At 37.6% G+C, this 24,343-nt stretch carries 23 protein-coding genes, 1 other RNA gene and 1 riboswitch; of the genes, 13 read left to right on the top strand and 11 right to left on the bottom strand.

Going from position 1 to position 24,343, the window contains the following annotated elements; genetic code table 11:
• The first annotated feature begins 15 nt into the window (after positions 1-15).
• Entirely contained in the window at positions 16-2,151 is a 2,136-nt protein-coding gene (yccS, locus tag AC6H0J_RS07415) for a YccS family putative transporter (RefSeq protein ID WP_118816829.1), read from the top strand.
• Positions 2,152-2,268: 117 nt separating this feature from the next.
• Here yccS and AC6H0J_RS07410 read toward each other — a convergent pair whose 3' ends face one another.
• Together AC6H0J_RS07410 and AC6H0J_RS07405 are read right to left on the bottom strand one after the other, a co-directional pair.
• Positions 2,269-2,811: a KdsC family phosphatase gene (locus AC6H0J_RS07410; RefSeq protein ID WP_005625798.1), complete on the bottom strand. Its 543-nt coding sequence runs from the start codon at positions 2,809-2,811 to the stop codon at positions 2,269-2,271.
• A gap of 9 nt (positions 2,812-2,820) precedes the next feature.
• Positions 2,821-3,756, bottom strand: coding sequence for a KpsF/GutQ family sugar isomerase (locus AC6H0J_RS07405; protein WP_192885313.1), 936 nt, complete (start codon positions 3,754-3,756; stop codon positions 2,821-2,823).
• Positions 3,757-3,927: 171 nt separating this feature from the next.
• On the opposite strand from AC6H0J_RS07405, the gene rnpB reads away from it, so the two are divergent.
• Positions 3,928-4,304, top strand: an RNA gene (rnpB, locus tag AC6H0J_RS07400) — RNase P RNA component class A.
• Positions 4,305-4,379: 75 nt separating this feature from the next.
• Here rnpB and ytfE read toward each other — a convergent pair.
• Entirely contained in the window at positions 4,380-5,051 is a 672-nt protein-coding gene (gene ytfE, locus AC6H0J_RS07395; protein ID WP_497513368.1) for an iron-sulfur cluster repair protein YtfE, read from the bottom strand.
• Positions 5,052-5,366: 315 nt separating this feature from the next.
• Positions 5,367-5,508: riboswitch (molybdenum cofactor riboswitch) on the top strand.
• Here ytfE and moaA point away from each other — a divergent pair.
• The 4 genes from moaA to moaE all read left to right on the top strand — a co-directional run bounded on the left by moaA (position 5,497) and on the right by moaE (position 7,782).
• The gene (moaA, locus tag AC6H0J_RS07390; RefSeq protein WP_046952941.1) at positions 5,497-6,510 is read left to right on the top strand and encodes a GTP 3',8-cyclase MoaA; all 1,014 of its coding nucleotides are present in this window, start codon (positions 5,497-5,499) and stop codon (positions 6,508-6,510) included. (Overlaps the previous riboswitch by 12 nt.)
• Before the next feature lie 89 nt (positions 6,511-6,599).
• Positions 6,600-7,082, top strand: coding sequence for a cyclic pyranopterin monophosphate synthase MoaC (gene moaC / locus AC6H0J_RS07385; RefSeq protein ID WP_005625811.1), 483 nt, complete (start codon positions 6,600-6,602; stop codon positions 7,080-7,082).
• Position 7,083: 1 nt separating this feature from the next.
• Positions 7,084-7,329: a molybdopterin synthase sulfur carrier subunit gene (moaD, locus tag AC6H0J_RS07380; protein ID WP_005625813.1), complete on the top strand. Its 246-nt coding sequence runs from the start codon at positions 7,084-7,086 to the stop codon at positions 7,327-7,329.
• A complete protein-coding gene (gene moaE, locus AC6H0J_RS07375) occupies positions 7,330-7,782 on the top strand; it encodes a molybdopterin synthase catalytic subunit MoaE (RefSeq protein WP_005625816.1) in 453 nt (150 codons plus the stop codon).
• 183 nt (positions 7,783-7,965) lie between these two features.
• Here moaE and AC6H0J_RS07370 read toward each other — a convergent pair whose 3' ends face one another.
• On the bottom strand, positions 7,966-8,406 hold the full coding sequence (locus AC6H0J_RS07370; protein ID WP_046952942.1) for a LexA family protein: 441 nt from the start codon (positions 8,404-8,406) through the stop codon (positions 7,966-7,968).
• 287 nt (positions 8,407-8,693) lie between these two features.
• Here AC6H0J_RS07370 and sstT point away from each other — a divergent pair, with 287 nt between their 5' ends.
• The 3 genes from sstT (at position 8,694) to AC6H0J_RS07355 (ending at position 11,221) form a co-directional block, all read left to right on the top strand.
• Complete coding sequence (gene sstT / locus AC6H0J_RS07365) at positions 8,694-9,938, top strand: serine/threonine transporter SstT (protein ID WP_005626569.1); 1,245 nt, start codon at positions 8,694-8,696, stop codon at positions 9,936-9,938.
• Between the two features lie 120 nt (positions 9,939-10,058).
• Positions 10,059-10,667 carry an NAD(P)H-dependent oxidoreductase gene (locus AC6H0J_RS07360; RefSeq protein ID WP_046952943.1) on the top strand — a complete coding sequence of 203 codons (609 nt, stop codon included), beginning with the start codon at positions 10,059-10,061 and terminating at the stop codon, positions 10,665-10,667.
• On the top strand, positions 10,667-11,221 hold the full coding sequence (locus AC6H0J_RS07355; protein ID WP_046952944.1) for a TorD/DmsD family molecular chaperone: 555 nt from the start codon (positions 10,667-10,669) through the stop codon (positions 11,219-11,221). Before AC6H0J_RS07360 ends, AC6H0J_RS07355 begins: the two co-directional genes overlap by 1 nt.
• A gap of 46 nt (positions 11,222-11,267) precedes the next feature.
• Here the strand turns inward: AC6H0J_RS07355 and AC6H0J_RS07350 are convergent, their stop codons facing one another.
• Positions 11,268-11,822 carry an NAD(P)H nitroreductase gene (locus AC6H0J_RS07350; protein WP_005626570.1) on the bottom strand — a complete coding sequence of 185 codons (555 nt, stop codon included), beginning with the start codon at positions 11,820-11,822 and terminating at the stop codon, positions 11,268-11,270.
• Positions 11,823-11,919: 97 nt separating this feature from the next.
• Between AC6H0J_RS07350 and sppA the strand changes: the two genes are divergently transcribed.
• Positions 11,920-13,767 carry a signal peptide peptidase SppA gene (sppA, locus tag AC6H0J_RS07345; RefSeq protein WP_497513365.1) on the top strand — a complete coding sequence of 616 codons (1,848 nt, stop codon included), beginning with the start codon at positions 11,920-11,922 and terminating at the stop codon, positions 13,765-13,767.
• A gap of 37 nt (positions 13,768-13,804) precedes the next feature.
• Here the strand turns inward: sppA and AC6H0J_RS07340 are convergent, their stop codons facing one another.
• The 5 genes from AC6H0J_RS07340 to mnmC all read right to left on the bottom strand — a co-directional run bounded on the left by AC6H0J_RS07340 (position 13,805) and on the right by mnmC (position 19,210).
• Positions 13,805-14,611, bottom strand: a complete 807-nt coding sequence (locus tag AC6H0J_RS07340) for a LicD family protein (protein ID WP_497513363.1) — start codon at positions 14,609-14,611, stop codon at positions 13,805-13,807.
• The gene (locus AC6H0J_RS07335) at positions 14,611-15,312 is read right to left on the bottom strand and encodes an NTP transferase domain-containing protein (RefSeq protein ID WP_114892620.1); all 702 of its coding nucleotides are present in this window, start codon (positions 15,310-15,312) and stop codon (positions 14,611-14,613) included. Before AC6H0J_RS07335 ends, AC6H0J_RS07340 begins: the two co-directional genes overlap by 1 nt.
• Positions 15,309-16,187, bottom strand: coding sequence for a DMT family transporter (locus tag AC6H0J_RS07330; RefSeq protein WP_497513593.1), 879 nt, complete (start codon positions 16,185-16,187; stop codon positions 15,309-15,311). Before AC6H0J_RS07330 ends, AC6H0J_RS07335 begins: the two co-directional genes overlap by 4 nt.
• Positions 16,187-17,110 (bottom strand): phosphotransferase, encoded by a 924-nt coding sequence (locus AC6H0J_RS07325; protein WP_497513361.1) that lies wholly within the window; start codon positions 17,108-17,110, stop codon positions 16,187-16,189. Before AC6H0J_RS07325 ends, AC6H0J_RS07330 begins: the two co-directional genes overlap by 1 nt.
• 87 nt (positions 17,111-17,197) lie before the next feature.
• Complete coding sequence (gene mnmC / locus AC6H0J_RS07320; RefSeq protein WP_005628957.1) at positions 17,198-19,210, bottom strand: bifunctional tRNA (5-methylaminomethyl-2-thiouridine)(34)-methyltransferase MnmC2/FAD-dependent 5-carboxymethylaminomethyl-2-thiouridine(34) oxidoreductase MnmC1; 2,013 nt, start codon at positions 19,208-19,210, stop codon at positions 17,198-17,200.
• A 148-nt stretch (positions 19,211-19,358) separates the two neighbouring features.
• Between mnmC and fabB the strand changes: the two genes are divergently transcribed.
• Positions 19,359-20,579, top strand: a complete 1,221-nt coding sequence (gene fabB, locus AC6H0J_RS07315; RefSeq protein WP_005628954.1) for a beta-ketoacyl-ACP synthase I — start codon at positions 19,359-19,361, stop codon at positions 20,577-20,579.
• Positions 20,580-20,645: 66 nt separating this feature from the next.
• On the opposite strand, the gene AC6H0J_RS07310 is transcribed toward fabB, so the two are convergent.
• The gene (locus AC6H0J_RS07310; RefSeq protein WP_005628952.1) at positions 20,646-20,909 is read right to left on the bottom strand and encodes a GrxA family glutaredoxin; all 264 of its coding nucleotides are present in this window, start codon (positions 20,907-20,909) and stop codon (positions 20,646-20,648) included.
• A gap of 116 nt (positions 20,910-21,025) precedes the next feature.
• Here AC6H0J_RS07310 and AC6H0J_RS07305 point away from each other — a divergent pair, with 116 nt between their 5' ends.
• Together AC6H0J_RS07305 and fdhF are read left to right on the top strand one after the other, a co-directional pair.
• Positions 21,026-21,940 carry a RimK family alpha-L-glutamate ligase gene (locus AC6H0J_RS07305; protein ID WP_005628948.1) on the top strand — a complete coding sequence of 305 codons (915 nt, stop codon included), beginning with the start codon at positions 21,026-21,028 and terminating at the stop codon, positions 21,938-21,940.
• 239 nt (positions 21,941-22,179) lie between these two features.
• Positions 22,180-24,339, top strand: a complete 2,160-nt coding sequence (gene fdhF / locus AC6H0J_RS07300) for a formate dehydrogenase subunit alpha (protein ID WP_239994372.1) — start codon at positions 22,180-22,182, stop codon at positions 24,337-24,339.
• Positions 24,340-24,343: the final 4 nt, after the last annotated feature.

Genomic DNA, 24,343 nt, shown 5'->3' with positions numbered 1-24,343 from the left:
TGATAAGGATTTGAAATGAATATTCGGTTAAATGCCAAAGTAATCGCTGCGATTCCTGTTTTTATTGCTGTAAATATTGCGGCAGTGGGAATATGGGCTTTTGATATTTCTTCGCAATCAATGCCTTTGATTCTAGGGATTATTGCAGGTGGTTTAGTGGATTTGGATAACCGTTTAACTGGACGATTGAAAAACGTATTTTTCACGCTCATTGCCTTTTCTATTTCATCCTTTATTGTGCAGTTACATATAGGTAAGCCTATCCAATATATTGTGTTAATGACGGTGCTGACATTTATTTTCACCATGATTGGCGCCGTAGGGCAGCGTTATAGCACGATTGCTTTTGGTTCATTAGTGGTTGCTCTTTATACCACGCTGACTTATGTGCCTGAAGGAAATGTATGGTTTATTAATCCCATAATGATTTTATGCGGTACCTTGCTATATAGTGTGGTGACTCTGATTGTTTACCTGTTTTTCCCAAATCGTCCCGTGCAAGAAAGTGTCGCTAAAGCGTTTTGTGCGTTGGGCGAATATTTAGATACTAAATCCTGTTTTTTTGATCCTGACGAAGTAGCTGAGATTGAAAAAAAACACCTCAATTTTGCAATGAAAAATGCGAATGTTGTCACGGCGTTTAATATTGTGCGTACCGCACTTTTTTACCGTATTAGAGGGCAACATCGCCATCCTCGTACCCAGAGAATGTTACGTTACTATTTTGCCGCACAAGACATTCATGAGCGCGCCAATTCTACACATTTTGATTATCAACAAATAACGGAAAAACTAAAAAATACAGATTTGATTTTCCGTGTTCAACGTTTGTTAGAGCTACAAGCACAATCCTGTAAAGAAATCACGGTGAGTTTACGTGAAAATAAACCTTATCATTTTAATGAACGTGTCGAACGTGCACTTTTGGGCACCTTGCATTCCTTTGAACTATATAAAGCACAACATCTCAATGATCAAGATGAACTGATTGAGATTCAAACCTTGTTAGATAATCTACAAAGTATCAACTGGCAACTTCGCCAATTGGCACAAGAAACGACGGATACAGAACAATTAGCTCAAATTCATACGGAACAAATCACAGGGTTAAAAAATATAAGTGCGGTGATTTTTAGTCATTTTACTTTTGAGTCGCCGTTGTTCCGTCATGCGGTACGCTTATCCATTGTGGTATTTTTATGTTGTGCAATTGTTGAGTTTTTCCAATTTAATCTTGGTTATTGGATTTTATTGACCACTGTATTTGTGTGTCAGCCAAACTATTCAGCAACTAAAGTCCGTTTACGTCAGCGTATTATTGGCACGATATTAGGCGTAGTGGTGGGGTCACTATTACCTTATTTAAATTCAACCTTAGAATTAAAACTGGGGCTTGTGGTGCTCACAAGTACTTTGTTCTTTTTCTTCCGTAGTAATAATTACAGCTTTTCAACCTTTTTCATCACACTACAAGTATTGCTCAGTTTTGATGTCATGGGATTCGATACGGCTGCTGCGTTGATGCCTCGTTTACTCGATACTTTGCTTGGTGCCGCGATTTCATGGTTTGCAGTATCTTACTTATGGCCGGATTGGAAATATTTGCAGCTTGATAAAGTGAGTCATCAAGCATTGCGTAGTGATGCGGTATATTTATTGCATATTATTAGCCAATTGCAATTTGGTAAAAGCGACGATCTTAAATATCGCATAGCACGTCGCAATGCGCATCAATATGCAGCCGCACTGAGTACAACACTTTCTAATATGAATAATGAGCCAGTGAAATATAAGGCATATTTACAGAAAGGTTTTGATTTGCTCAAGCTTAATTATTCTCTATTAAGCTATATTTCTGCCCTTGGCGCTTATCGCGACAGAATGAAAAATTTGCAACAGACCGCACAGTTTTTATCCGGTTTTTATCCTGTGGCAAAGAAAATTATCTATACCTTAGAACACATTGAAGAAATATCCGAAGCTATTTTTAACCAACAGCAAGAACGTATTGAAACACATTTAAAAGAATTAGAAAAACAAGAGATGACGGCAGAAGAGCGCGCTGTCTTTAGTTTACCGTATCAGCAATTGAATTTGATTACGCAACTCTTACCGCAGTTCTATGAGTATTTTAGGAAAGAGTCTTGTTAAAGAGTATGGGAGCGTTATAAATATAAAAGTGCGGTTGATTTTTGAGAGATTTTAAAACTCGTTAAAAATTAACCGCACTTTATTTTTTATTGAGCAATAATATTGACGAATGAGTTATTACTGCCCCATGTTTTTCACTGATTTTAGGAACCCTTGGGCGCTATCAAACACAGAAGATTTTCCCTGTGCCTGTAAAATCATATCGGACATTTCTCGGAAGGCACCTTTTCCGCCATTGGTAGAAAGTACATGATCAACAGCATTTTTCACATAAATAGGGGCATCAGCCACAGTAAAAGAAGTTCCACACGCTGCAAAGGCGGGAAGATCTACGCTATCATCGCCAATATAAGCGGTCTGCTCGGCAGTGACGCCTGCTTGTTTCATAAGATCAAAACAAGCGGTTTCTTTTTCAAGTTTTCCAAGAAAGAATAATTTAATACCAAGATCGGCAATGCGACGGCGTAAAATAGGGGAGTCGCGACCAGAAAGCACTGCCACTTGAATACCCGCATCCATCAGCATTTTTATGCCTAAACCATCGCGAACATGAAAGCTTTTGATGGCTTCACCATTGGCATCATAATGAAGTTGTCCATCGGTGAGTACGCCGTCTACATCAGTAATAACAAATTTAATGTTTTCTAATTTTTGTTGCATTGGGATTCCTTAGCTTGAAAATTCTACTAAACCCACCACGTGATTTTCATCATTAACAACGACTAGCGAGTGAATTTTTTTCGCTTTCATAAAGTCTTCTGCTTTGGATAAAAATTCGTCTTGATGAATAGTTTTTGGTGAACTTGTCATAAAATCTTTAGCTGTTTTATTCAGCGTTTCTGCACCATTGGCTGTAAGCGCGCGGCGAATATCGCCATCCGTGATAATGCCTTTAAGTTGCTCGTTTTCCATTACTAAGGCAACGCCCATTCGCCCTTCATTCATGACTGTGAGGCAGTCAGTAAAATTAGTGGTCGGTAAAATTGTTGGTAGGCGAGTTTGCATTTGATCTTTCACTTTACATAATAAACGACGACCAAGACTGCCACCTGGATGGAATTTAGCAAAGTCAGCTGGTTGAAAATTGCGTGCCGTAATGAGCGACACGGCGAGTGCATCACCAAGTGCAAGCGTTACAAGTGCGGATGTTGTTGGCGCGAGATTATTTGGACACACTTCACGCTCAACAGCTATATCTAGAACATAATCTGCATGGCGTGCGAGCGTGGAATTTTTGTTACTCGTCACAGCAATAATTTTATTACCAAAATTTTTTAAACTTGGAATCAGTTTATTGACATCATCGGTTTCACCGCTATAGGAAACCAACATCACGATATCAATTGGTTTCAACATACCTAAATCGCCGTGGAAGGCTTCAGTCGGATGTAAAAAGAAACTTGGTGTGCCCGTAGAGGCAAAGGTAGCCACCATTTTTTTACCGATTAAACCAGATTTCCCTATCCCGCCGATGACTAATCGTCCTTCGCAAGCAAGGATTAAATCCACGACTTGATTAAAATCCTCGCCTAAACGTTGGCTGAGTTGCAAAAGTGCGTTGCTTTCCACTGAAAGGGAATCCTGTGCAATTTTTAGATAGTTCATTCTTCTTCCTAAAAGACCGGTTGAAATTGGCGCTATTTTAGCGGAATCATAAAAAAATACGAATGAAAAATTCGATGTGAGCGAGGCATTATTGTTTATAAGATTGACGAGCAATATCTAAAAATTGGGGATTTTATTGACCGCACTAATGATTGCCCCTATACTACGCTCCGAGTTGGTTAGACAATCGCTGGTTTATTGAAGCCCTTAACCGTATTTATACGACCTAGTGGGACAAGTAAACGAGAGGAAAGTCCGAGCTACACAGGGCAGAGTGCCGGATAACGTCCGGGCGGCGTGAGCCGACGACCAGTGCAACAGAGAGCAGACCGCCGTGTAAACGGTAAGGGTGAAAGGGTGCGGTAAGAGCGCACCGTGCCTCCGGTAACGGTTGGCAGCAGGGTAAACTCCACTCGTAGCAAGACCAAATAGGAATCCAATGAGTGGCCCGCTCAGGATTCGGGTAGGTTGCTTGAGCGGCAGAGTAATTTGTCGCCTAGAGGAATGATTGTTCACGACAGAACTCGGCTTATCGACCAACTCAAAATTTTTTGGAAATGACCGCACTTTAGTTTATTTTTCGGAATAGATTAAAGTGCGGTTGTTTTTTGACGAATATTAAATTATTTTTCGTTTAATACACGTGGAAATAAAATATTATTTTCCAAATGAATATGGTGCATTAAATCATCAATAAATTCATTAATACCACTATATAAGGCTTTCCAACTGAAACAAGCATCTGCAGGTGGCGTGCAGTTATTAGTAAGCGATTTGATCACTTCCACATCTTGTCCTGCTTCATCGTGTTCCATTTCCATTACACGAATTGGCATTGAGGCCATAGCATAATTTCCCATTTTGATCATAGGGAACAAAATTTGTTCTTCTTTCATTAAATGCTGGCTAAGTTCAGCATAAATTTTTTCTAACTGTGCGGCTACGCCGACAGGGCAGTCATCACGATCACCATGTACATTTTCTACTTTCTCCGCCAATGTAATTAATTCAGGGAGTTGTTCACGGTGGCGATCATGAAAACGAGTAATAATGTGATCGATCATTTCTGCATAAGATGCCGAAGTCCAATCTTTATCATTATTTTCTGATTTACTTTGTTGCAAATCAGTTAAATGTTTTTCAATTTCAGCAAGGTTAAGATTCTTTTTTTGTGCTGCGACTTCTAATAATACAGAACCTCCGCAGCAAAAATCTAAATCATATTCACGAAAAATTTTAGTTGCACCTGGAATTGAAACAGCGAGTTCGCTAAGTTTTTGTTGGGCAAAAGACATAAATCACTCCTATATTGATTAAGTAAAAATAAATCCGATAAAAATGGTAGGATATTTTTCTGATTATGAAAAGTAGAGAGATTTATTTATTGATTAAATTATGATTTAAATCAATAAAAATACCTCATAATAATCAGGTCAAAATTTATGGTTATTTACATAAATAAGATTAATTATCACTAATGAGGCAGCTTTAAATTCATTATGTATTTTTTTATATAATTGATTTTTAATAATTTAGGAAAATACTGATTTTCATCAATATTATTGATTGTTTTTATGAAGTGAAATCTTTTAGAATGACGACAAATTAAATTTAACGCATAACTCCGAGCTTGTTTAGCCTAAGTTTCACAAGAAATACGGCGACAAGCCAATAACGCCGTGTGTTATTCAGGGATACGCTGGAAACGGTTTATCCTCTCCGTATTTAGAAAGGTGTAAAATGCAATCCATTCCTATCAAGAACGTAGGAGAGTCTCGCTTAGTCGATCCTTTCCAACGCCAATATTATTATCTACGACTGTCGATTACCGATCAGTGTAACTTTCGTTGTACCTATTGTTTACCTGATGGTTATCAACCCGAAGCCAACAAACCAAGTTTCTTAACTTTAAAAGAAATTACCCACCTTGCTCAAGCGTTTGCTGAAATGGGCACAGAGAAAATCCGTTTAACGGGTGGCGAACCGACTTTACGCAAAGATTTTATTTCTATTGCTGAAAGCATTGCTAATATTGATGGAATCCGTCAATTAGCTGTCACGACAAATGGCTATCGCATGGCAAAAGATGTGGCTGATTGGAAGAAAGCAGGAATTACGTCTATTAACGTCAGTGTTGATAGCTTAGATCCAAAAATGTTCCACCAAATTACGGGTATCAATAAATTTGATGACGTGATGCGTGGTATCGATCGTGCGTTTGAAGTGGGCTACAACAAAGTCAAAGTTAATTCAGTTTTGATGAAAAATTTGAATGACAAAGAGTTTGAACAATTCCTTGTTTGGGTCAAAGATCGCCCAATTCAAATGCGCTTTATCGAACTGATGCAAACGGGTGAAATGGATAGTTTCTTTGATAAACACCATCTTTCTGGACAAGTCTTAGCTGATAAATTGTTGAAAAATGGTTGGACATTACAGCATAAATCCCATACAGATGGCCCTGCAAAAGTCTTCACGCATCCTGATTATGCTGGCGAAATTGGCTTAATTATGCCTTATGAGAAGAATTTCTGCGCAAGCTGTAATCGTCTCAGAGTGTCAGCGAAGGGCAAACTTCATCTCTGTTTATTCGGCGAAGAAGGCATTGAATTACGTGATTTATTGCAATCCCATGAACAGCAAGATATTTTGCAAGCACGTATTTTTTCTGCATTGCAAGGTAAACGTGAACATCATTATTTGCATATCGGTGATAGTGGCGTAAGAAATCATTTAGCTTCTATCGGTGGCTAAAAGAAAATAGGTGACTTTTACTGTTCACTTATTTTGCTTTCATCACACATGTAAAACATTCAATATTTTAACCGCACTTTTATTTTATTATGACTACATTTACGCATATCAATTCTCAAGGCGAAGCCAATATGGTGGATGTTTCTGCAAAAGCAGAGACCGTTCGTGAAGCTCGTGCTGAAGCCATCGTTACTATGTCAAAAGAAACCCTTGCTATGATCGTGGAAGGCAAACATCACAAAGGCGATGTATTTGCTACAGCACGTATTGCAGGTATTCAAGCGGCAAAACGTACTTGGGAACTTATCCCGCTTTGCCATCCATTGTTACTTTCTAAAGTAGAAGTGAATTTAGAACCGTTACTTGAAACCAATCAAGTTCGTATTCAATCTCTTTGCAAATTAACCGGTAAAACCGGCGTAGAAATGGAAGCATTAACCGCTGCAAGTGTGGCTGCCTTAACCATTTACGATATGTGTAAAGCCGTACAAAAAGACATGGTGATTGAGCACGTTCGCCTGTTAGAAAAAAGTGGTGGAAAATCCGGTCATTTTATTGCGGAGGAAAAATAAGATGTTAAATGTTTTATTTTTTGCTCAAACTCGAGAATTAATCGGGGAAGATTCTATTCAGCTTGAAGGCGATTTTGCGACAGCAGAAGCGGTGCGTGAACATCTTGCTCAAAAAGGTGATAGATGGGCGTTAGCGTTAGAAAAAGGAAAGCTTTTAGTCGCCATTAATCAAACCTTGATGCCATTAGAAAGTGCGGTCAAAAATGGTGATGAAATTGCGTTTTTCCCACCTGTAACAGGAGGCTAAATGACGGATATTCAAATTTCAGTACAAGAACAACCTTTTGATCAAAATGTCGTTTACCAATGGCTTTCTGAGCAACATTCGGTTGGCGCAACGGTTATTTTCGTGGGTAAAGTACGCGATCTTAATTTAGGCGATGAGGTATCCAGCTTATATTTGGAACATTATCCCGCAATGACAGAAAAAGCCTTACGTGAAATTGTAGAACAGGCGAAAGTCCGTTGGGATATCCAGCGAGTATCTGTAATTCATCGTGTGGGACTTTTACATACTGGTGATGAAATTGTTTTAGTTGGTATCAGTTCAGCTCACCGAGGTGATGCTTATCACTCCAATGAATTCATTATGGACTTCTTAAAATCCAAAGCCCCATTCTGGAAGAAAGAACAAACCCATCAAGGTGAACGTTGGATTGAAGCAAGAGAAAGCGATAAAGAAGCGTTAGAGAAGTGGTAATAAATAAGTAAAATTAAATTTTATCTCACTTAAATCTTAGACGGTTATTGGTTAGAGAAACTGTTATTTAAATGCGATTGTGTAGTGTTTATCCATAATAAAATCAGCACCTTAATTACGGGTTTGTTTACTCCTGCTTTTGAGGTGCAGATCATTTTAGGGCACTTTTTTATTCGCCTTTAACTACGCTGCCCATTTCATTTTATCGCGACGTTTCATTTGATGAATCGTATTGGTTACTGTGCCGACAATAGGTAAATTTGACCAATCTTTTGTATTTATATTTGGTGTAGTGGAATCCAATGCCATGAAAAGGTAATTGCCGCTATGCGCCATAAATTCATAGACATGAAATTCGTTATTTTCTTCTAGCACAACAAGATCACCTGAATAAAGATCGTCATTTTTTTCGACGACTAGCATATCTCCAGTTTCAATTCCCCAAGCTAACATATTTGGATTAGTTACATGAATAAAACAGGTCTGCTTTGGACGCTTAATGCAATAAAGATTCAAGTCTAGTTTTTTATTGAATTTAAGGCTGTCATCCATATCACTGAAAAAAGGGAGTGGATTATAAGAAAAATCCATTTCATATTGTGAAGTCAAAGTTTGGTTGCTCATTCTCTTATCTCCTGTTAAATAATATGGATAAATAACCTTTTACCTTGTTTTTTTGTACAGTTAAAGTTTACTGGTATTTCATACAGGGTGTCAATAGGTTAAATAAAAATTTTTTTTATAAGTATGTTTTTAGAAAATATCTAACAAATTTAGAAAAAAGTTCACTTATTGGATAAAAAATAACAAAAAATATTTTCTTTCGATAAGAATTTACGCTATCTTTAATTCCCTTGTAGGTGGATTGGTAACAATCTGAAGTTAAATTTATTGAAAAGAAAGATAAAAGTATGAACACATCTCGTTTATTTCGTCTGTTATTCCAGGGCAATTTAGTAAAAAGAATTGCAACTGGTTTAGTTCTAGGGATCATTATTGCGCTTGTTGGACCTGCACTTGAAGGTGCTTTGGGTTTTAATATTGCGGAAAAAGTAGGCGTTTTAGGTAGCATCTTTGTTAAAGCATTGCGTGCTGTTGCGCCAATTTTGATTTTCTTCCTTGTTATGGCTGCGCTTGCAAACCGTAAGATTGGTACGAAAAGCAATATGAAAGAAATCATCGTGCTTTACCTTTTAGGCACCTTCTTAGCGGCGATTGTCGCAGTTATTGTAGGGTTCGTATTCCCAACGGAAGTTGTACTTGCAACCAAAGAAGATGCAAGCTCAGCGCCACAAGCTGTTGGTCAAGTTTTATTTACCCTTATCTTAAACGTGGTGGACAATCCATTAAATGCAATTTTCAAAGCAAACTTTATTGGTGTATTAGCATGGTCTATCGGTTTAGGTTTAGCGTTACGTCATGCATCTGATGCAACTAAGAACGTATTATCTGATTTCGCTGAAGGCGTATCAAAAATTGTTCACGTCATTATTTCTTTTGCGCCATTTGGTGTATTCGGTTTAGTGGCTGAAACCTTATCTGATAAAGGATTAGTCGCATTAGGGGGTTATGTGCAATTACTTGCAGTATTAATCGGTACAATGTTATTTACTGCTTTTGTTATTAACCCAGCATTAGTTTATTGGAAAATTCGTCGTAATCCGTACCCATTAGTATGGACTTGTGTACGCGAAAGTGGTGTAACTGCATTCTTCACACGTAGTTCTGCGGCAAATATCCCAGTAAATATTGAATTAGCAAAACGTTTAAACCTTGATGAAGAAACTTATTCTGTTTCTATTCCATTGGGTGCGAACATCAATATGGCAGGTGCTGCAATCACGATCACAATTTTAACGTTAGCTGCAGTACACACATTAGGTGTGGAAGTATCTTTTGTTAGTGCGATTTTATTAAGTATCGTGGCTTCTCTTTGTGCTTGCGGTGCATCTGGTGTGGCAGGTGGTTCATTATTATTAATCCCATTAGCATGTAGCTTATTTGGTATTTCTGATGATGTAGCAGCACAAATGATCGGTGTAGGTTTCATTATCGGTATTTTACAAGACTCAACTGAAACCGCATTAAACTCATCAACTGACGTATTATTTACTGCGGCAGTATGTATGGAAGAAGAACGTAAAAACGCAGCATAATGATGATGCAAATAAAAGAGCGGGCTATGCCCGCTTTTTTTATGTGATTCTATATGCAAAGTGCGGTCTATTTTGATAGACTTTTGCCACGTTTTATTTCCCTACAAATAGGTAAGAAAAATGAACCACTTAATTATTTTTGCTCATCCTAATTCTAAGCGTAGTTTTGGGCGAGCGATTGCTAATCGTATTGAGCAAATTAGTCAAGAAAATGGTGTAAATGTATTTTTTCGTGATCTTTATGAAATGAATTTCAATCCAATTTTATCTCATGAAGAATTGCAGAATGCTAACAAAGGTATTATTCCAGAAGATATTCAGCAAGAGCATGATTTTATTCTTCAAGCGGATTTAATTACGTTGGTTTATCCCCTTTGGTGGATGGGCTTTCCAGCAATATTGAAAGGTTATTTAGATCGCGTATTAAGTCATGGCTTTGCCTATAAAACGGAAAACGGCGAATCAGTGGGATTGCTCAAAAATAAGCAAATGCAGCAATTTATTACGATTGGCAGTAATGTTGATAAATATAAAGAATTTGGTGTAGATAAGTCCCTCAATCATTGTTTGATTAATGGACTGTTTAATTACTGTGGCATTGAAAATGTTGAGTTTGAATTATTCGGTGATATTCATTTAATTGATGATGAGGCGCGTAAAGCAATGATTGAACTTGCCGCTCAAAAAACACAAGAAAAATTGACCGCATTTTTAAAGGAAAAAGCGTAATGTCTGAAAAACAAATTAATAATTTTTCATTAATTAGTCGATTATTCGGTAATCTTTTTTATCGTTCTCCTACCGATGAAGTACTTGCAGGCGCGTTCACTTGGTTGCAACAAAAAGGTTTGAGTCAAGTTTGGGCGTTAGATACTGATAAAGAGAGTGAATTAGCGCTGAATAGCTTACAAGTTAAAATTGATCTCAATTTATTGAATCAAGAGTATCAAAAATTATTTGGTACCAGTGGTAAAGTTATGACTGCTATTTCAGCTTATGACATTGATGTTGAAGAATTTATGAATTTTCGCCTTGTACGCAATATGCCAGAGGTGGAAAGTGCGGATCATTTTGCCTTATTATTGCTTACAGCTTCTTGGCTTGAAGATAATTCGGATTCTTTAGTGGCTCAACAAGAATTCTTTGAAACTTTTTTATTACCTTGTGCAGCGAAGTTTTTAACTCAAGTAGAAAATCAAGCAACTTTGCCTTTTTATCGTGCATTGGCCCTTCTTACACGAGAAATATTGGCGGCAATGGCGGATGAATTGGAAGAAGAGTAGGCAATATTTTGCTTTCCTCTAAGTCTTGAGGAAAGCAAGAAATATTTTATAGATAGGTTACAAAATCTTTTGTATCGATAACACGACATTCACGTTCGGCTTTTTCCATGCCTATGCCAATCATGACTAACGCAATCACACGATCTTGTTCACGACATCCGAAAGCTTCTCGTAATGCAGTGCCATTAACCCATTTCCCTGAAATCCACACATTATCAAACCCTTGTGATTGTGCAGCCAGTTGTAATCCATAAGTTGCACAGCCTGCACTCAACATTTGTTCCCATCCAGGTACTTTAGCAATAGTTGGATCTATCTTTGCTACGACACCAATGACCATAGGCGCTCGATGTGCTAAATTTTCAGCTTTATTTAATTTTTCTTCACCCAAATCAAATTCCACAACGGCTGCTTTAAGTAGCGTTTCCAATTTATTTAATCCATCATTTTCCATTACAACAAAATGATAAGGATGTAATTTCCCATGATCTGGTACGTGCATTGCTGCTTGGAGAATAAGTTCAAGTTGTTCTGTATTAGGCGCAGGTGCGGTCAATTTTTTGTTTGATTTTCTTGTTGTTAAAAGAGTTAACGCATCCATTTTATTATCCCTTATAAGTAAAAGTGCGGGTCATTATAGCATAGTTTTTGACAAAGCTTTGTGATACGCTAGCGCAAATTTTTTAAAGGTAATTTGTATGTTTCGAGTATTAAAATTATGTTGGAAAGCGCTATGTTTCATTCGTGATCTTGTGATGAATGTTGTGTTTTTAGGCTTTGTACTATTGCTAGTGGTGATTATTAGCTTTTCAAGCGGAGGAAAAAAATCTACAACATTAACAGGGGAAGGCGCGTTATTACTGAATTTAGATGGCTATCTAGCGGACAACCGAAATGAAACACTTCGTTGGCAAGATGCGTTAAGCGAATTGAATGGCGAGCACGTCCCTCGAAAAATTTCGACGTTTGATGTGGTATTTGCCATTAAACAAGCGGAAGATGATCCTAAAATTAAAGGATTAGTACTCTATCTTAATTATTTTGAAGGGGCAGATTTACCCGCATTAGATTTTATTGGTGGCGCTATCAGCCAGTTTAAAAATGCAGGAAAACCAGTGATCGCCTATGCGGATAATTATTCTCAAGGACAATATTATTTAGCGAGCTTTGCTGATGAAATTTATTTAAATTCAATTGGAAGTGTGGATATTCACGGTTTATCGCAAGAGAATTTGTATTTCAAAGAAATGCTCGACAAATTAGCCGTTACACCACATATTTTCCGCGTGGGAACGTATAAATCAGCAGTTGAACCATTTTTACGCAACGACATGTCTCTTGAGGCAAAAGCAAATATGCAGCGTTGGTTAGGTGAAATGTGGAATAATTATGTTTTATCCGTCAGCGAAAATCGTAAGATTAAGAAAGATAACGTTTTGCCGAATGCGAAACAATATTTATCGGATCTTAAAGCATTAAAAGGCAATAGTACCGCTTATGCCCAACAACGTGGATTAGTAACCGATGTTGTAACTCGTTTGGATTTAGATAAAAAACTTACCGCACTTTTTGGGAAAGGGAGTGACGGGAAAGCGAATCTCATTGAACTTGATGATTATTTGACTCAACTGCCTGATCGTTTAGAACATTACAATGTACCGAATAAAATTGCAGTCGTGAATGTTGAGGGAACGATTGTAGATGGTGAAAGCGATGAAGAAAATGCTGGTGGTGATACTATTGCACGAATTCTCCGTAAAGCTTACGATGACAACTCAGTAAAAGCCGTTGTTTTACGAGTCAACTCACCGGGCGGTAGTGCTTTTGCTTCAGAAATTATCCGACAAGAGACTGAAAATTTACAGAAAATCGGTAAGCCAGTGATTGTTTCTATGGGGGCTATGGCCGCATCTGGTGGTTATTGGATTTCATCCATTGCGGATTATATTATTGCCGATGCAAACACCATTACGGGCTCTATCGGTATTTTCGCGATGTTCCCGACTTTTGAAAATAGCATTAAGAAAATAGGCGTGAATGCAGACGGTGTTTCAACCACTGAATTAGCTAATACATCCGCATTTTCTCCGTTAGTAAAACCAGTGCAAGATATTTATCAAACAGAAATTGAGCATGGTTATGACAGATTTTTAGAGATTGTCAGCAAAGGCCGCCAGCTTTCTAAAACACAAGTAGATAAACTGGCTCAAGGTCAGGTTTGGTTAGGCAGTGATGCATTCCAAAATGGTTTAGTGGATGAAATTGGTTCTTTTAATGAAGCGGTCAATAAAGCAGAACAATTAGTGAATCAACGCCAAGATACTGCCGTGCAAGATTTTAGTGTGGAATGGTTTACAGATGATAACGTTAGTTTAATTAGCACTTTATTGCGCGACACGAAAAAAGGGGCGCAAGAGCAGTTAGTTAAATGGCTTGGTCTGCCGGATCCAATTCAAAAATTACAAAAAGAATTGAATGTATTAACTAAATTTAATGATCCTAAAGGTCAATATTTGTATTGTTTGAATTGCGGGAAGGTTAAGTAATAATTGAAAAAGGGCAGAATTAAATCTGCCCTTTCGCTTATAAAATATACGCTTCTTGAATATGATGTGGTTTTTGCTCTTCTTCTGGTGGAAGTTTCATATATTCTCCATAATATTGCGTTAAGTGTTCGTGATATCCATTCATTACTTGAAATTGTCGTCCTTCAAATTCTTTATAAATAACGTGATTAAAATATTCCTTTGGCATATAAGATTTTTGCCATCCTCCGCAATCGTCATAATCAGATAATACAAGACCAATATAATCGCATTGTTTTATCGGATATGTTATTTGAAATTGCTCTAGATTTTTTTGCATTTTGAAAAATATTAAATGGCTCAATTTATTAAGTATTGCTTTCCATAAGGTATTTTCTTTTTCTCTTAACCATCTTTTCTTGCAAGAATAGAAACGGCGATGAGTTCTTCTATATTTTTTCATAAAAGAGCAGATGATCTTTGGATCATTTGGCACCCCATCATAGATGAATATATCTATAAACATTGCGCTTTTTTTTCCATCAATTTCGGTTATTTGAGTACGACAATCAAAGATTTTTGCCATTTCTCCAGTCTTTTGAGCAAGTATGTCTTCTGCCGTTTCAATATTGTAGTATTCGTGAGTTTCTTGAAACCAAACATCAACGAACCTTTGATATTCATCGCGGTGCATATAAACATCAATGTCATCATCCCAAGGGATAAAACCTTTGTGGCGTATTGCACCGATTAATGTTCCACCACCAAGAGAATAGCTAATTTTATATCGTTCACACAGAGCGTGGAAATAATCTAAGATGTCTAGACAAACGAGTTGTTGTTCTCTAAGTGTCAATTTTTTCATTATTTTTCCTTGTTTGGTGTAAGTTTTTGTAAAATATGACGATAATCATCAAGGTTATCCATTTCAAATATATCATCACTGTTAAGTTGTTCCGTATAGATATTCAATTTCTCTATATATTCCATTGGAATTGTGTCCCAATAAAGTTTTGGATTTTTTAACCGCACTTCATTTAAGTAATCTTTGATTAAATTTAGAATGGTATTGCAATCCTGTGTAGTCCAGAATGATATTCCTGACAAACTGGGTTGATTCAGTGAACCAATATCAATACGTATTACTTGCCCATTGCTATTTAAAATCGGTAGCCACTCATTATGCGTTTTAGAACGGATAACCGTGAAATATTTGCTGTGTGATGGCTTAGTTAGAAAAATATTTCGATTAAGTACAACATCCGCATCAATCACATAACAATCATTAAAGAAGTCTCGAGCTAGAGAGAAGGAATAAATACTATTGTATTCTCTATATTTTTCATTATGAATTAGAGTGCAACTATATTTTTCTTGTAGATAATTGAATTGTTCATGTAAATACCCTGTAACAATGACAATATTGTCGATATTTGCTTTACGTAGAAAAGTGAGTGTCCGTTCTAAGTTAGGTGTTCCATGAATATCTAATAGAGCTTTATGAGTGGTTTGTGTGATTTCTTTAAAGCGGCTGCCTAGGCCTGCGGCTAAAATGATTGCATTCATTTTTGTTCCCCTTTGTAATAAAGTGTAACGATCACTCCTGCACTTAATAATAAGGTGAGTAGTAAGGTAATGGGCTTAATTGGCTGTTTATAGAGCAGATAACCAAGTCCAATTGCCCATACAGAATATGTGATATTTAATGCCATTGCTTTGATTGGTTTTAACATATAAATCGCTTGGTAATAGCAGTAGTAAGATAATGCACCAAAGATTATTACACCAGCAATTTGTACATAATTAAAACTAAGTATATCTAGTGAGAAATCTTTCAAGGAAAGAATAAATAGAATCAATAAATAACCAATAGTTGAACCACATAGTCTTAAAAAATACACTTGAAGTCCAGAGAGATAACGCATTGTATAGGAGGATATTACTATTTCGGATGACCACCCTAATATACAAATTATTAAAAAAATAAAACCGATGGTATTAAAGGTTATTTCTTGTCCTACTTCAATAGCAAGCAACGAAGAAGAAATAATAGCCAAAGCAAACCCGAATTGGGCTGTTTTGGTAATTTTTTCTTTTAGAATCCAATAAGACATCAGTGCGGCTAAAACTGGGAATAGAGAAGAAAGCGGTGCTGCATAATATATTGTTAAATAGTGGATGCTTAATAAATATGCCGACATCCCCAATGGCCCGCCGAATACTCCCGATAATACGGGGGACCAAAAAATCTTTTGAAAATTAACCGCTCCTCTTCGCCACAATGTTATGCCTATTGCAAGCAATGAAAAAAAATCAATTAAAAAGAGTAATGAAATTACTTTTCCCAGCGCAGAGAATCCACTTAATGGTAATTCGTTATACAGAAGTCCAGATAATGCCCAAAATATAGCGGATAGTATTCCAAATAGATAACCGTGCATCACAGTAATTCCTCTAAAAGTTTAAATGCAGCATCCAAGCGTTTTATTGCATAATCGCCAAAATCTTCACCATGTTCTTCTTTTACTTTTGTCCATAAAAACCATAGTACATTTTGGCAAAAACGATGAATTTTTAATCGGTTATGGGCTGTTTGAAGTTCTGTCGAATTGTATTTATTTGTATGATTGCAATAGACTTCTAATAGAAAATCAGCAGCTTCTATTGATAAATTACCTTCCTCAATGATCGTCGCTATATCAAATAACGGATCATTTAAGCCTGAATATTCCCAGTCGATAAAAAATAACTGGTTGTCTTGCAATAGCATATTTTCAGGGACTAAATCATTATGACATGGACGTAAAATTAAGCCTTTATTGATATTTTCAAACTGCCAGAATACAGTTGAAAGTTTATTCATTCTAGGATTTGCTTGAAAAAAAGCGGATTTGTTTTCTAACAATGAAAAATACTGGCGAAACTCATCAAATACACTAAACACATTGCGGAAAATAAATTCACTGTTGTGTAAACGATATAAATTATTCGCAACTAGAGACAAACAACTTTGTTCGTTTAATTGCGTTTGACTTAAAGGCTTGCTATTGTCTAAATAACGAGTCAGTTTTACCCCACTTTTTGCATCCAATACGGGAGTTTCTACATTTAAACCAGCACGATATGCCTGTGCATTATTGAATGCCTCATATTCTCGATTAATAAGTGATAAATTAACAGCGTTAGGGATCCGCAATACAAACTTCATCCCTGAAATATCAAGTAGAACATTTTGATTGGTCATTCCCCCAATATAAGAAAAAGGAATGGAATGTTGATTAAGAAAATCAAACAGTTTTTCTGGTTTATAGCAAGTTTTAACAAATTCTATAATTTGATTGATTGATTGATTGATTGATTGCATGGCATTTTTGTATTCATTCTTATATTTACGCTTTATTTAATTTTAATACTTCAAAGTTATTTTTGTAAGATATTGAATCTTATCAATTTATTCAACTTTTGAACCTTTCAACCACTTTCTCACCCAAGCTCGATTAGCTGAAAGGTTATGTAATATGGCCTCGCTTATTGGTAATGGCTCGTCATAAATGATTGAAGCTAAGGTATCGCCTAAGAGTGGGGCGGAGGTCAGCCCGCGAGAACCTAAGGCTGCCGTTAAAAAAAGATTCTGAAAATTTGCCGCACTTTGAATAGGTTGTTTGCGGCGGCGGAGGTTGAATAAATTGTAATAATTCGCTTGTTGCTGTTCAAAATTAGGTACGTTTCCAACCATTGGGGCAAGATCTCTTACAGAGCAGCGGATGCCTATACGAGCAAGATTGCCTGATGTATCCACATCTTGAGTCCAAGGTTGGGCGATATTTTGTTGGATTTTTTGTTGATTTTCTTGTTGTTCCTGTTCGCTAAAATGGCGATCAACGTTATCACGAACATGGCTTGCGCCGATGCAATGTGAGGTTTTTAATTGATCGGCTGGGGTGAGATAACCATCATAACAAAGTACAGATTTCAGTTTGAGTAAGTTTTCTGATGTTGGAATTTGGCTGACTTGCCCGCGGATAGGGTAGAGCGGTAGCTTTTTTGTTTGAACAAAATCAGTAATTTTATATCCGTTCGCAAGAATGACGACTTCATGGCGGTATTTTTGACCTTGCGTATTTTCTAGTTCCCAACCTTTTTCTTGTTGAGAAAGTGCGGTAATTTTTTGTGAGGTTTTAATGACGACCCCCTGCTTTTCAAGAAATGAAAAGGCATTTTGAACAAATTGTCTTGGTGCAAGCCAAGCCCCTTGTTCAATCCAACCGCCTTCGCAATTAAGCGGTAATCCCACTTTTTCACTGAGTTGTTCAGCATTCAGCATTTGGAAGATTTCGTTCGGTAAACCAAGTTGAGAAATCTTTGTTAATTTAACCGCACTTTTTTCGTTGTAAGCACATAGTGCCACGCCACAAAATTCGTGCTCAAACGCTATGTTTTGTGCGATTGCCCAATCAAGTAATTGACGACCGTAACTGAAAGCGTGTAGATAAAAATCAACGGTGAGCGCATTATCATCACTAAGTTGCGGATAAAATGCCCCTTGTTTATTGCCTGAGGCATTGAGTGCGAGCGCTTCATCCTCACAATAAATGGTGACTTTTGCCCCACGTTTTACTAAGGAAATGGTAGCACAAAGAGATGCAATACCACCGCCGATAATAGCGACATCTTGTTTTTCCATTTTCGCAGGCTGAGCAAGATACCAAGGTGTCGAAAGTGCGGTAGATTTTGATTGTATTTTTAGCCCACTTAAACATTCTCGTTTTTTGCCGAAGCCTTTACGTTTTGTCACATTAAAGCCTGCGGATTCAAGTCCTTTTCTGACCGCGCTTGCTGCGGTAAAGGTGGCAAAAGAACCATTGGGTTTTGTGAAACGAAACATCAAGTTATATAGATCATCATTCCACATTTCGGGATTTTTGTTTGGCGCAAAGCCATCTAAAAACCAAGCATCAATACGTTCATTCATATAATCGCCAAGTTGTGGCAAGTTTTCTGATACATCACCCAGCCATAAATCTAACGTGGTCTCTTCAAAATGAATACGATGACAACCTAGAATCAATGAAGGCCAATAACGTTGCAAATGAGCGCTTAAATTTTCAAACTGCGGATAGGCAAGATGCGATTGCGAAAGTGCGGTGATTTTTAGCGGATATTTTTCAAAGGAAATAAAATTAAGGCGTTTTAAAGGATGATTCTCGTGTTGCTGGCGAAATTCACGGAACAATTTGGTTACCGCAAAGAAATTTAATCCTGTACCAAATCCTGTTTCAGCGATGACAAAATTAGCCTCGTTGTGGCTTATCCAACGTTCCCAAAGTTGATTACCTTGTAGAAAAATATAATCTGTTTCTGCCAATCCATTTTCGTTAGAAAAATAGACATCATCGAATTGATCGGAGACGGGAATATGGTTTTGATTGAAGTGAATCTCAGCATGTTGCACGCTAAAGGTCATTTTTTATTCCTTCCTTGCCTAATGAAATTTGCGTATAATAACGCGATTTTCTAAACTGGTCGAACAAATGAATTATTGCTTGAAATATTTTTATTTCGTAGTAATTTTGAGCCGTTATTTTTACATATAAAACAATAAGGAAGAAGCAATGAGAAGAGCTGTAATTACAGGCTTTGGGATTATTTCAAGTATCGGTAACAACAAAGAAGAAGTATTGGCTTCATTAAAAGCAGGGAAATCAGGTATTGAAGTTGTGCCTGAGTTTGTAGAGATGAATATGCGTAGCCATGTTGCCGGAACAATCAAATTAAACCCAAGCGAGCACATTGATCGTAAAGTGTTCCGTTTTATGGGTGATGCAGCGGCTTATGCTTATCTTTCTATGCGTGAAGCGATTGAGGATGCAGGTTTAACAGAAGATCAGGTTTCTAATGATCGTACTGGTTTAGTGATTGGTGCTGGCACGGGGTCTGCACATAATCAATTAGTGGCGTGTGATGCGGCTCGTGGTCCTCGCGGTGTAAAAGCAATTGGACCTTATGCAGTAACGAAAACTATGGCTTCAAGTGTTTCCGCTTGTTTAGCCACCCCTTATAAAATCCGTGGTGTGAACTACTCAATCAGCTCTGCTTGTGCAACCTCTGCACACTGTATCGGTCACGCAGTTGAATTAATCCAATTAGGTAAACAAGATGTCGTTTTTGCGGGTGGTGCAGAAGAATTATCTTGGGAATGTGCAACTGAATTCGATGCAATGGGTGCGGTTTCAACTAAATACAATGATACCCCAGAAAAAGCTTCTCGTGCTTACGATGCAAACCGTGATGGTTTTGTTATCGCAGGTGGTGGTGCTGTTGTAGTGGTTGAAGAATTAGAACACGCATTAGCACGTGGTGCAAAAATCTACGCAGAAATCGTGGGCTACGGTGCAACCTCTGATGGTTACGACATGGTAGCACCAAGCGGTGAAGGTGCTGAGCGTTGTATGAAACAAGCAATGGCAACGGTAGATACTCCAATTGATTACATCAACGTACACGGTACATCAACACCAGTTGGTGATGTGAAAGAATTAGGTGCAATCAAAAATGTATTTGGTGACAAAATCCCTGCGATTTCTTCAACCAAATCAATGACCGGTCACTCTTTAGGTGCAGCAGGTGCACACGAAGCAATCTATACCTTATTAATGTTACACAATGACTTCATTGCACCAAGCATTAATATCGAAACATTAGACGAAGCAGCTGAAGGTTGCAATATCGTGACTGAAACAAAAGAAAATGCTGGCTTACAAACTGTGATGTCCAATAGCTTCGGTTTTGGTGGTACAAATGCGACATTAATTTTTAAACGTTATAACGGTTAAAACTCTTCTATAAAAAAAGCCACTTTCAATTGAAAGTGGCTTTTTTGTATAAATTAAAAAGAAAAATTAAGCAACGATACCAAATTGTTCTTTCATTAATGCTTCAAAATCAGTGCAACCACCAATTGGTTTTTCATCAATAAAGATTTGTGGTACGGTTTCTACTGGTTTGCCGACAGATTTTGATAAATCTTCTTTGGTAATGCCTTCTGCGTGAATATCCACATAACGATAGTCAAAATCAGCAACTTCGCCTTTTAATTTTTCAGCAAGATTTTTTGCACGCACACAGTAAGGGCAGCCAGGACGACCAAAAATAACAACGAACATAAGATTTCCTTTTTTGAGTTAAAAATTCTAGGCAATTCTACCTGATTTTTATCGTCTACATAAAGTGTTTTTATTCGTGTAATATACGGAACATCGTAGACAGTGAGTTAAATATTATGAAATTACTAATGCTTTGCCGCGAACCTCGTCTTTACAGTTGCCAACGCTTAAAAGAAGCTGCTGAACATCAAGGGCATGAGATGGATATTTTAGATCCGAATCGTTGCCTCTTAAAACTCTCGCAAAATACACCGCACTTTCAGATTTTTTATCAAGAAACTTCAGAATCGGATCCTTATTTATTGCCTGATTATGATGCTGTTTTGCCTCGATTTGGTACAACAAGTACACAAATTGGATGCTCAGTCTTACAGCATTTTGAAGGCAAAGGGACTTTTTGTTTAAATTCATCCCAGGCATTTTTAAATGCACGTGATAAGTGGAAAAGTTTGCAACTTTTGCTGAAGGCTGGTGTTCCTGTTCCCAATTCACTTTTAAGTGGCGGTGAAGTACAAGCTCAGACGACGATACCTCATATCAGTTCGCCGACAATTTTAAAAACACTAAATGGTTCACAAGGAATTGGGGTGATTTTGGCTGAAAAACCACAAAGTGCGGTGAGCATTATGGAAGCTTTTAAGCAAACCAATATATCTATGCTACAGCAAGATTTTATTGAAGAAGCGGGCAATGCGGATATTCGTTGTTTTGTAATTGCTGATCAAGTTGTAGCAACGATGCAGAGAATTGGTCAAGATGGTGAGTTTCGGGCGAATTGCCATCGTGGTGGAAAAACCGAAAAAATTACCCTAAGCGATGAAGAAAAGCAGCTAGCCATTCAAGCAACAAAAGCTATCGGTTTAGATGTGGCTGGCGTGGATTTAATTCGTTCGAAAAATGGATTATTGGTTTTAGAGGTAAATGCAAGTCCAGGTTTAGAAATGATTGAAAAAACAAGCGGGATTGATATTGCGTTACAGATGATAAATTATGTTGAAAAGCAGATTCATTTGAATAAGAAAAATAAATAAAATTTGATATTTTTATAGCCTTATTATTCATACCAATTTTTATACACATCTTCTAATAACCTCACTATCAAAAGTTCGGTCATTTTTCTTTGAGTTTTCTCAGAATATTAAAAAATTATCTAAAACCTGTTTTATATCAAAAAATCCACAGAATTTATAAGCCTATGTTCTTTATTTAGGCGTATTATATTACTCGGAATGAGTAATTCATTCTGGTTATCTAAAATAAGGACATTACTATGGCAATTAAAAAAGTGATTACTGTCTGTCCGTATTGTGCTTCAGGTTGTAAGATCAATCTATTGGTTGAGAACAACAAAATTGTGGGTGCTGAAGGTGCAAACGGTAAAACAAACGAACGGGAGCTTTGCCTGAAAGGATATTATGGCTGGGATTTCGTGCATGACACAAAAATCCTCACTCCTCGCCTAACTCAACCGATGATTCGCTACAAACGTGGCGAGCCGTTCACGCCTGTGAGCTGGGAAGAAGCAATTTCCTATTCTGCAAAACGTTTACAAGAAATTAGAGAAAAATATGGCAACGAGTCAATTATGGTAACGGGTTCTTCTCGTGGACCAGGTAACGAAGTGAATTTCGTTATGCAAAAATTTGCTCGTGCGGTATTAGGCAATAACAACATTGACTGTTGTGCACGTGTCTGACATGGCCCATCTGTAGCAGGTCTGCTCAAATCAGTGGGTAATGGCGCGATGTCTAACTCAATCGTTGAGATTGAAGACACTAAATGCGTATTTATCTTTGGCTATAATGCCTCAACGTCTCATCCTATTGTGGCGCGTCGTATTAACCACGCGAAAGCAAAAGGGGCGAAGATTATTGTTTGTGACCCTCGTAAAATTGAAACCGCTCGTATTGCTGATATTTATGCGCCACTTGCCAATGGTAGTAACGTCGCATTTTTGAATGCAATGATGAACGTGATTCTTGAAGAAGGATTACAAGATCAAAAATTTATTGATGAACATACCGAAAATTTCGATGCGTTCTATGAAACTGTAAAAGCTTATACACCTGAATCAACTCAACATATCACTGGCATTGAGCCTGAAATGTTGAGAGAAATTGCCCGCACTTATGCGAAAGCGGAAACTGCTACTATCTTATGGGGTATGGGCGTTTGCCAATTCCGTCAAGGTGTAGAAACTGTACGTGCGTTGGCAAGTTTAGCAATGCTTACTGGTAACTTAGGTAAACCAAATGTTGGTGTAAATCCTGTGCGTGGTCAAAACAACGTACAAGGCGCATGTGACATGGGGGCTTTATATAATACTTTACCTGGTTATCAAAGCTATGCGGATCTAGAAATCAACGCTAAATTTGCGAAAGCATGGGGCGTACCATCTATTCCAACCAAACCAGGTGTACCATTGAGTGAAGTGCCACATGCTGTGGCAGAAGGTAAACTCAAAGCATTCTATATTATGGGTGAAGATACTTTACAAACTGAACCTGATTTGAATGCCATGAAACAAACATTTAAAGATCTTGAGTTTATTATTGTTCAAGATATCTTTATGACTCAAACGGCAGCGGAAGCGGATGTGATTTTACCAGCAACATCTTGTGCAGAACACGAAGGTGTTTATAGTGCGGCTGACCGTGGTTTCCAACGTTTCTATAAAGCGGTGGATCCTGTTGGTGATGTGAAAGACGACTGGGAAATCATTAGTCTTATGGCACAAGCTTTGGGTTATCCAATGCATTACAACAACACCAAAGAAATTTGGGATGAGTTGCGTGAGCTTTGCCCAATTTATAAAGGTGCAACTTATGAAAAAATGGAAGGCTTGGGTTATATTCAATGGCCATGTACAGATGAAGGCCCTGAAGATCAAGGCACTACATACTTGTATAAAGGTCAAATTTTTGACCGTCCAAATGGTAAAGCAGAGTTCTTTGCTTGCGACTGGGAACCACCTATGGAAGAAGTCTCTGAAGAATATCCATTAGTGCTTTCTACCGTGCGTGAAGTTGGTCATTATTCTTGCCGTTCAATGACGGGTAACTGCCGTGCACTTGCTGCGTTGGCAGACGAACCAGGATTTGTTCAAATGAACGACCAAGATGCGAAAGCGTTAGGCATTAAGAATAATGAGCTTGTTTGGATTTCTTCATCTCGTGGTAAAGTTATATCTCGTGCGGATGTAAGTTCTCGTACTAATAAAGGTGCGTGTTATATGACTTACCAATGGTGGATCGGAAAATGTAACGAACTCACGGCTGAACATTTAAATCCGGGATCTCGTACTCCGGAATATAAATACAGCGCGGTGCGTATCGAAAAAATTGAAGATCAACGTTGGGCTGAGCACTATGTTGTAACTGAATATACTAAGCTTAAATCACGCTTAAAAGAAACCGCACTTGTGGCTTAATTAT

Source organism: Haemophilus sp. THUN1691, from assembly GCF_059704425.1.
This window is presented reverse-complemented; position numbering and strand designations above follow the sequence as displayed.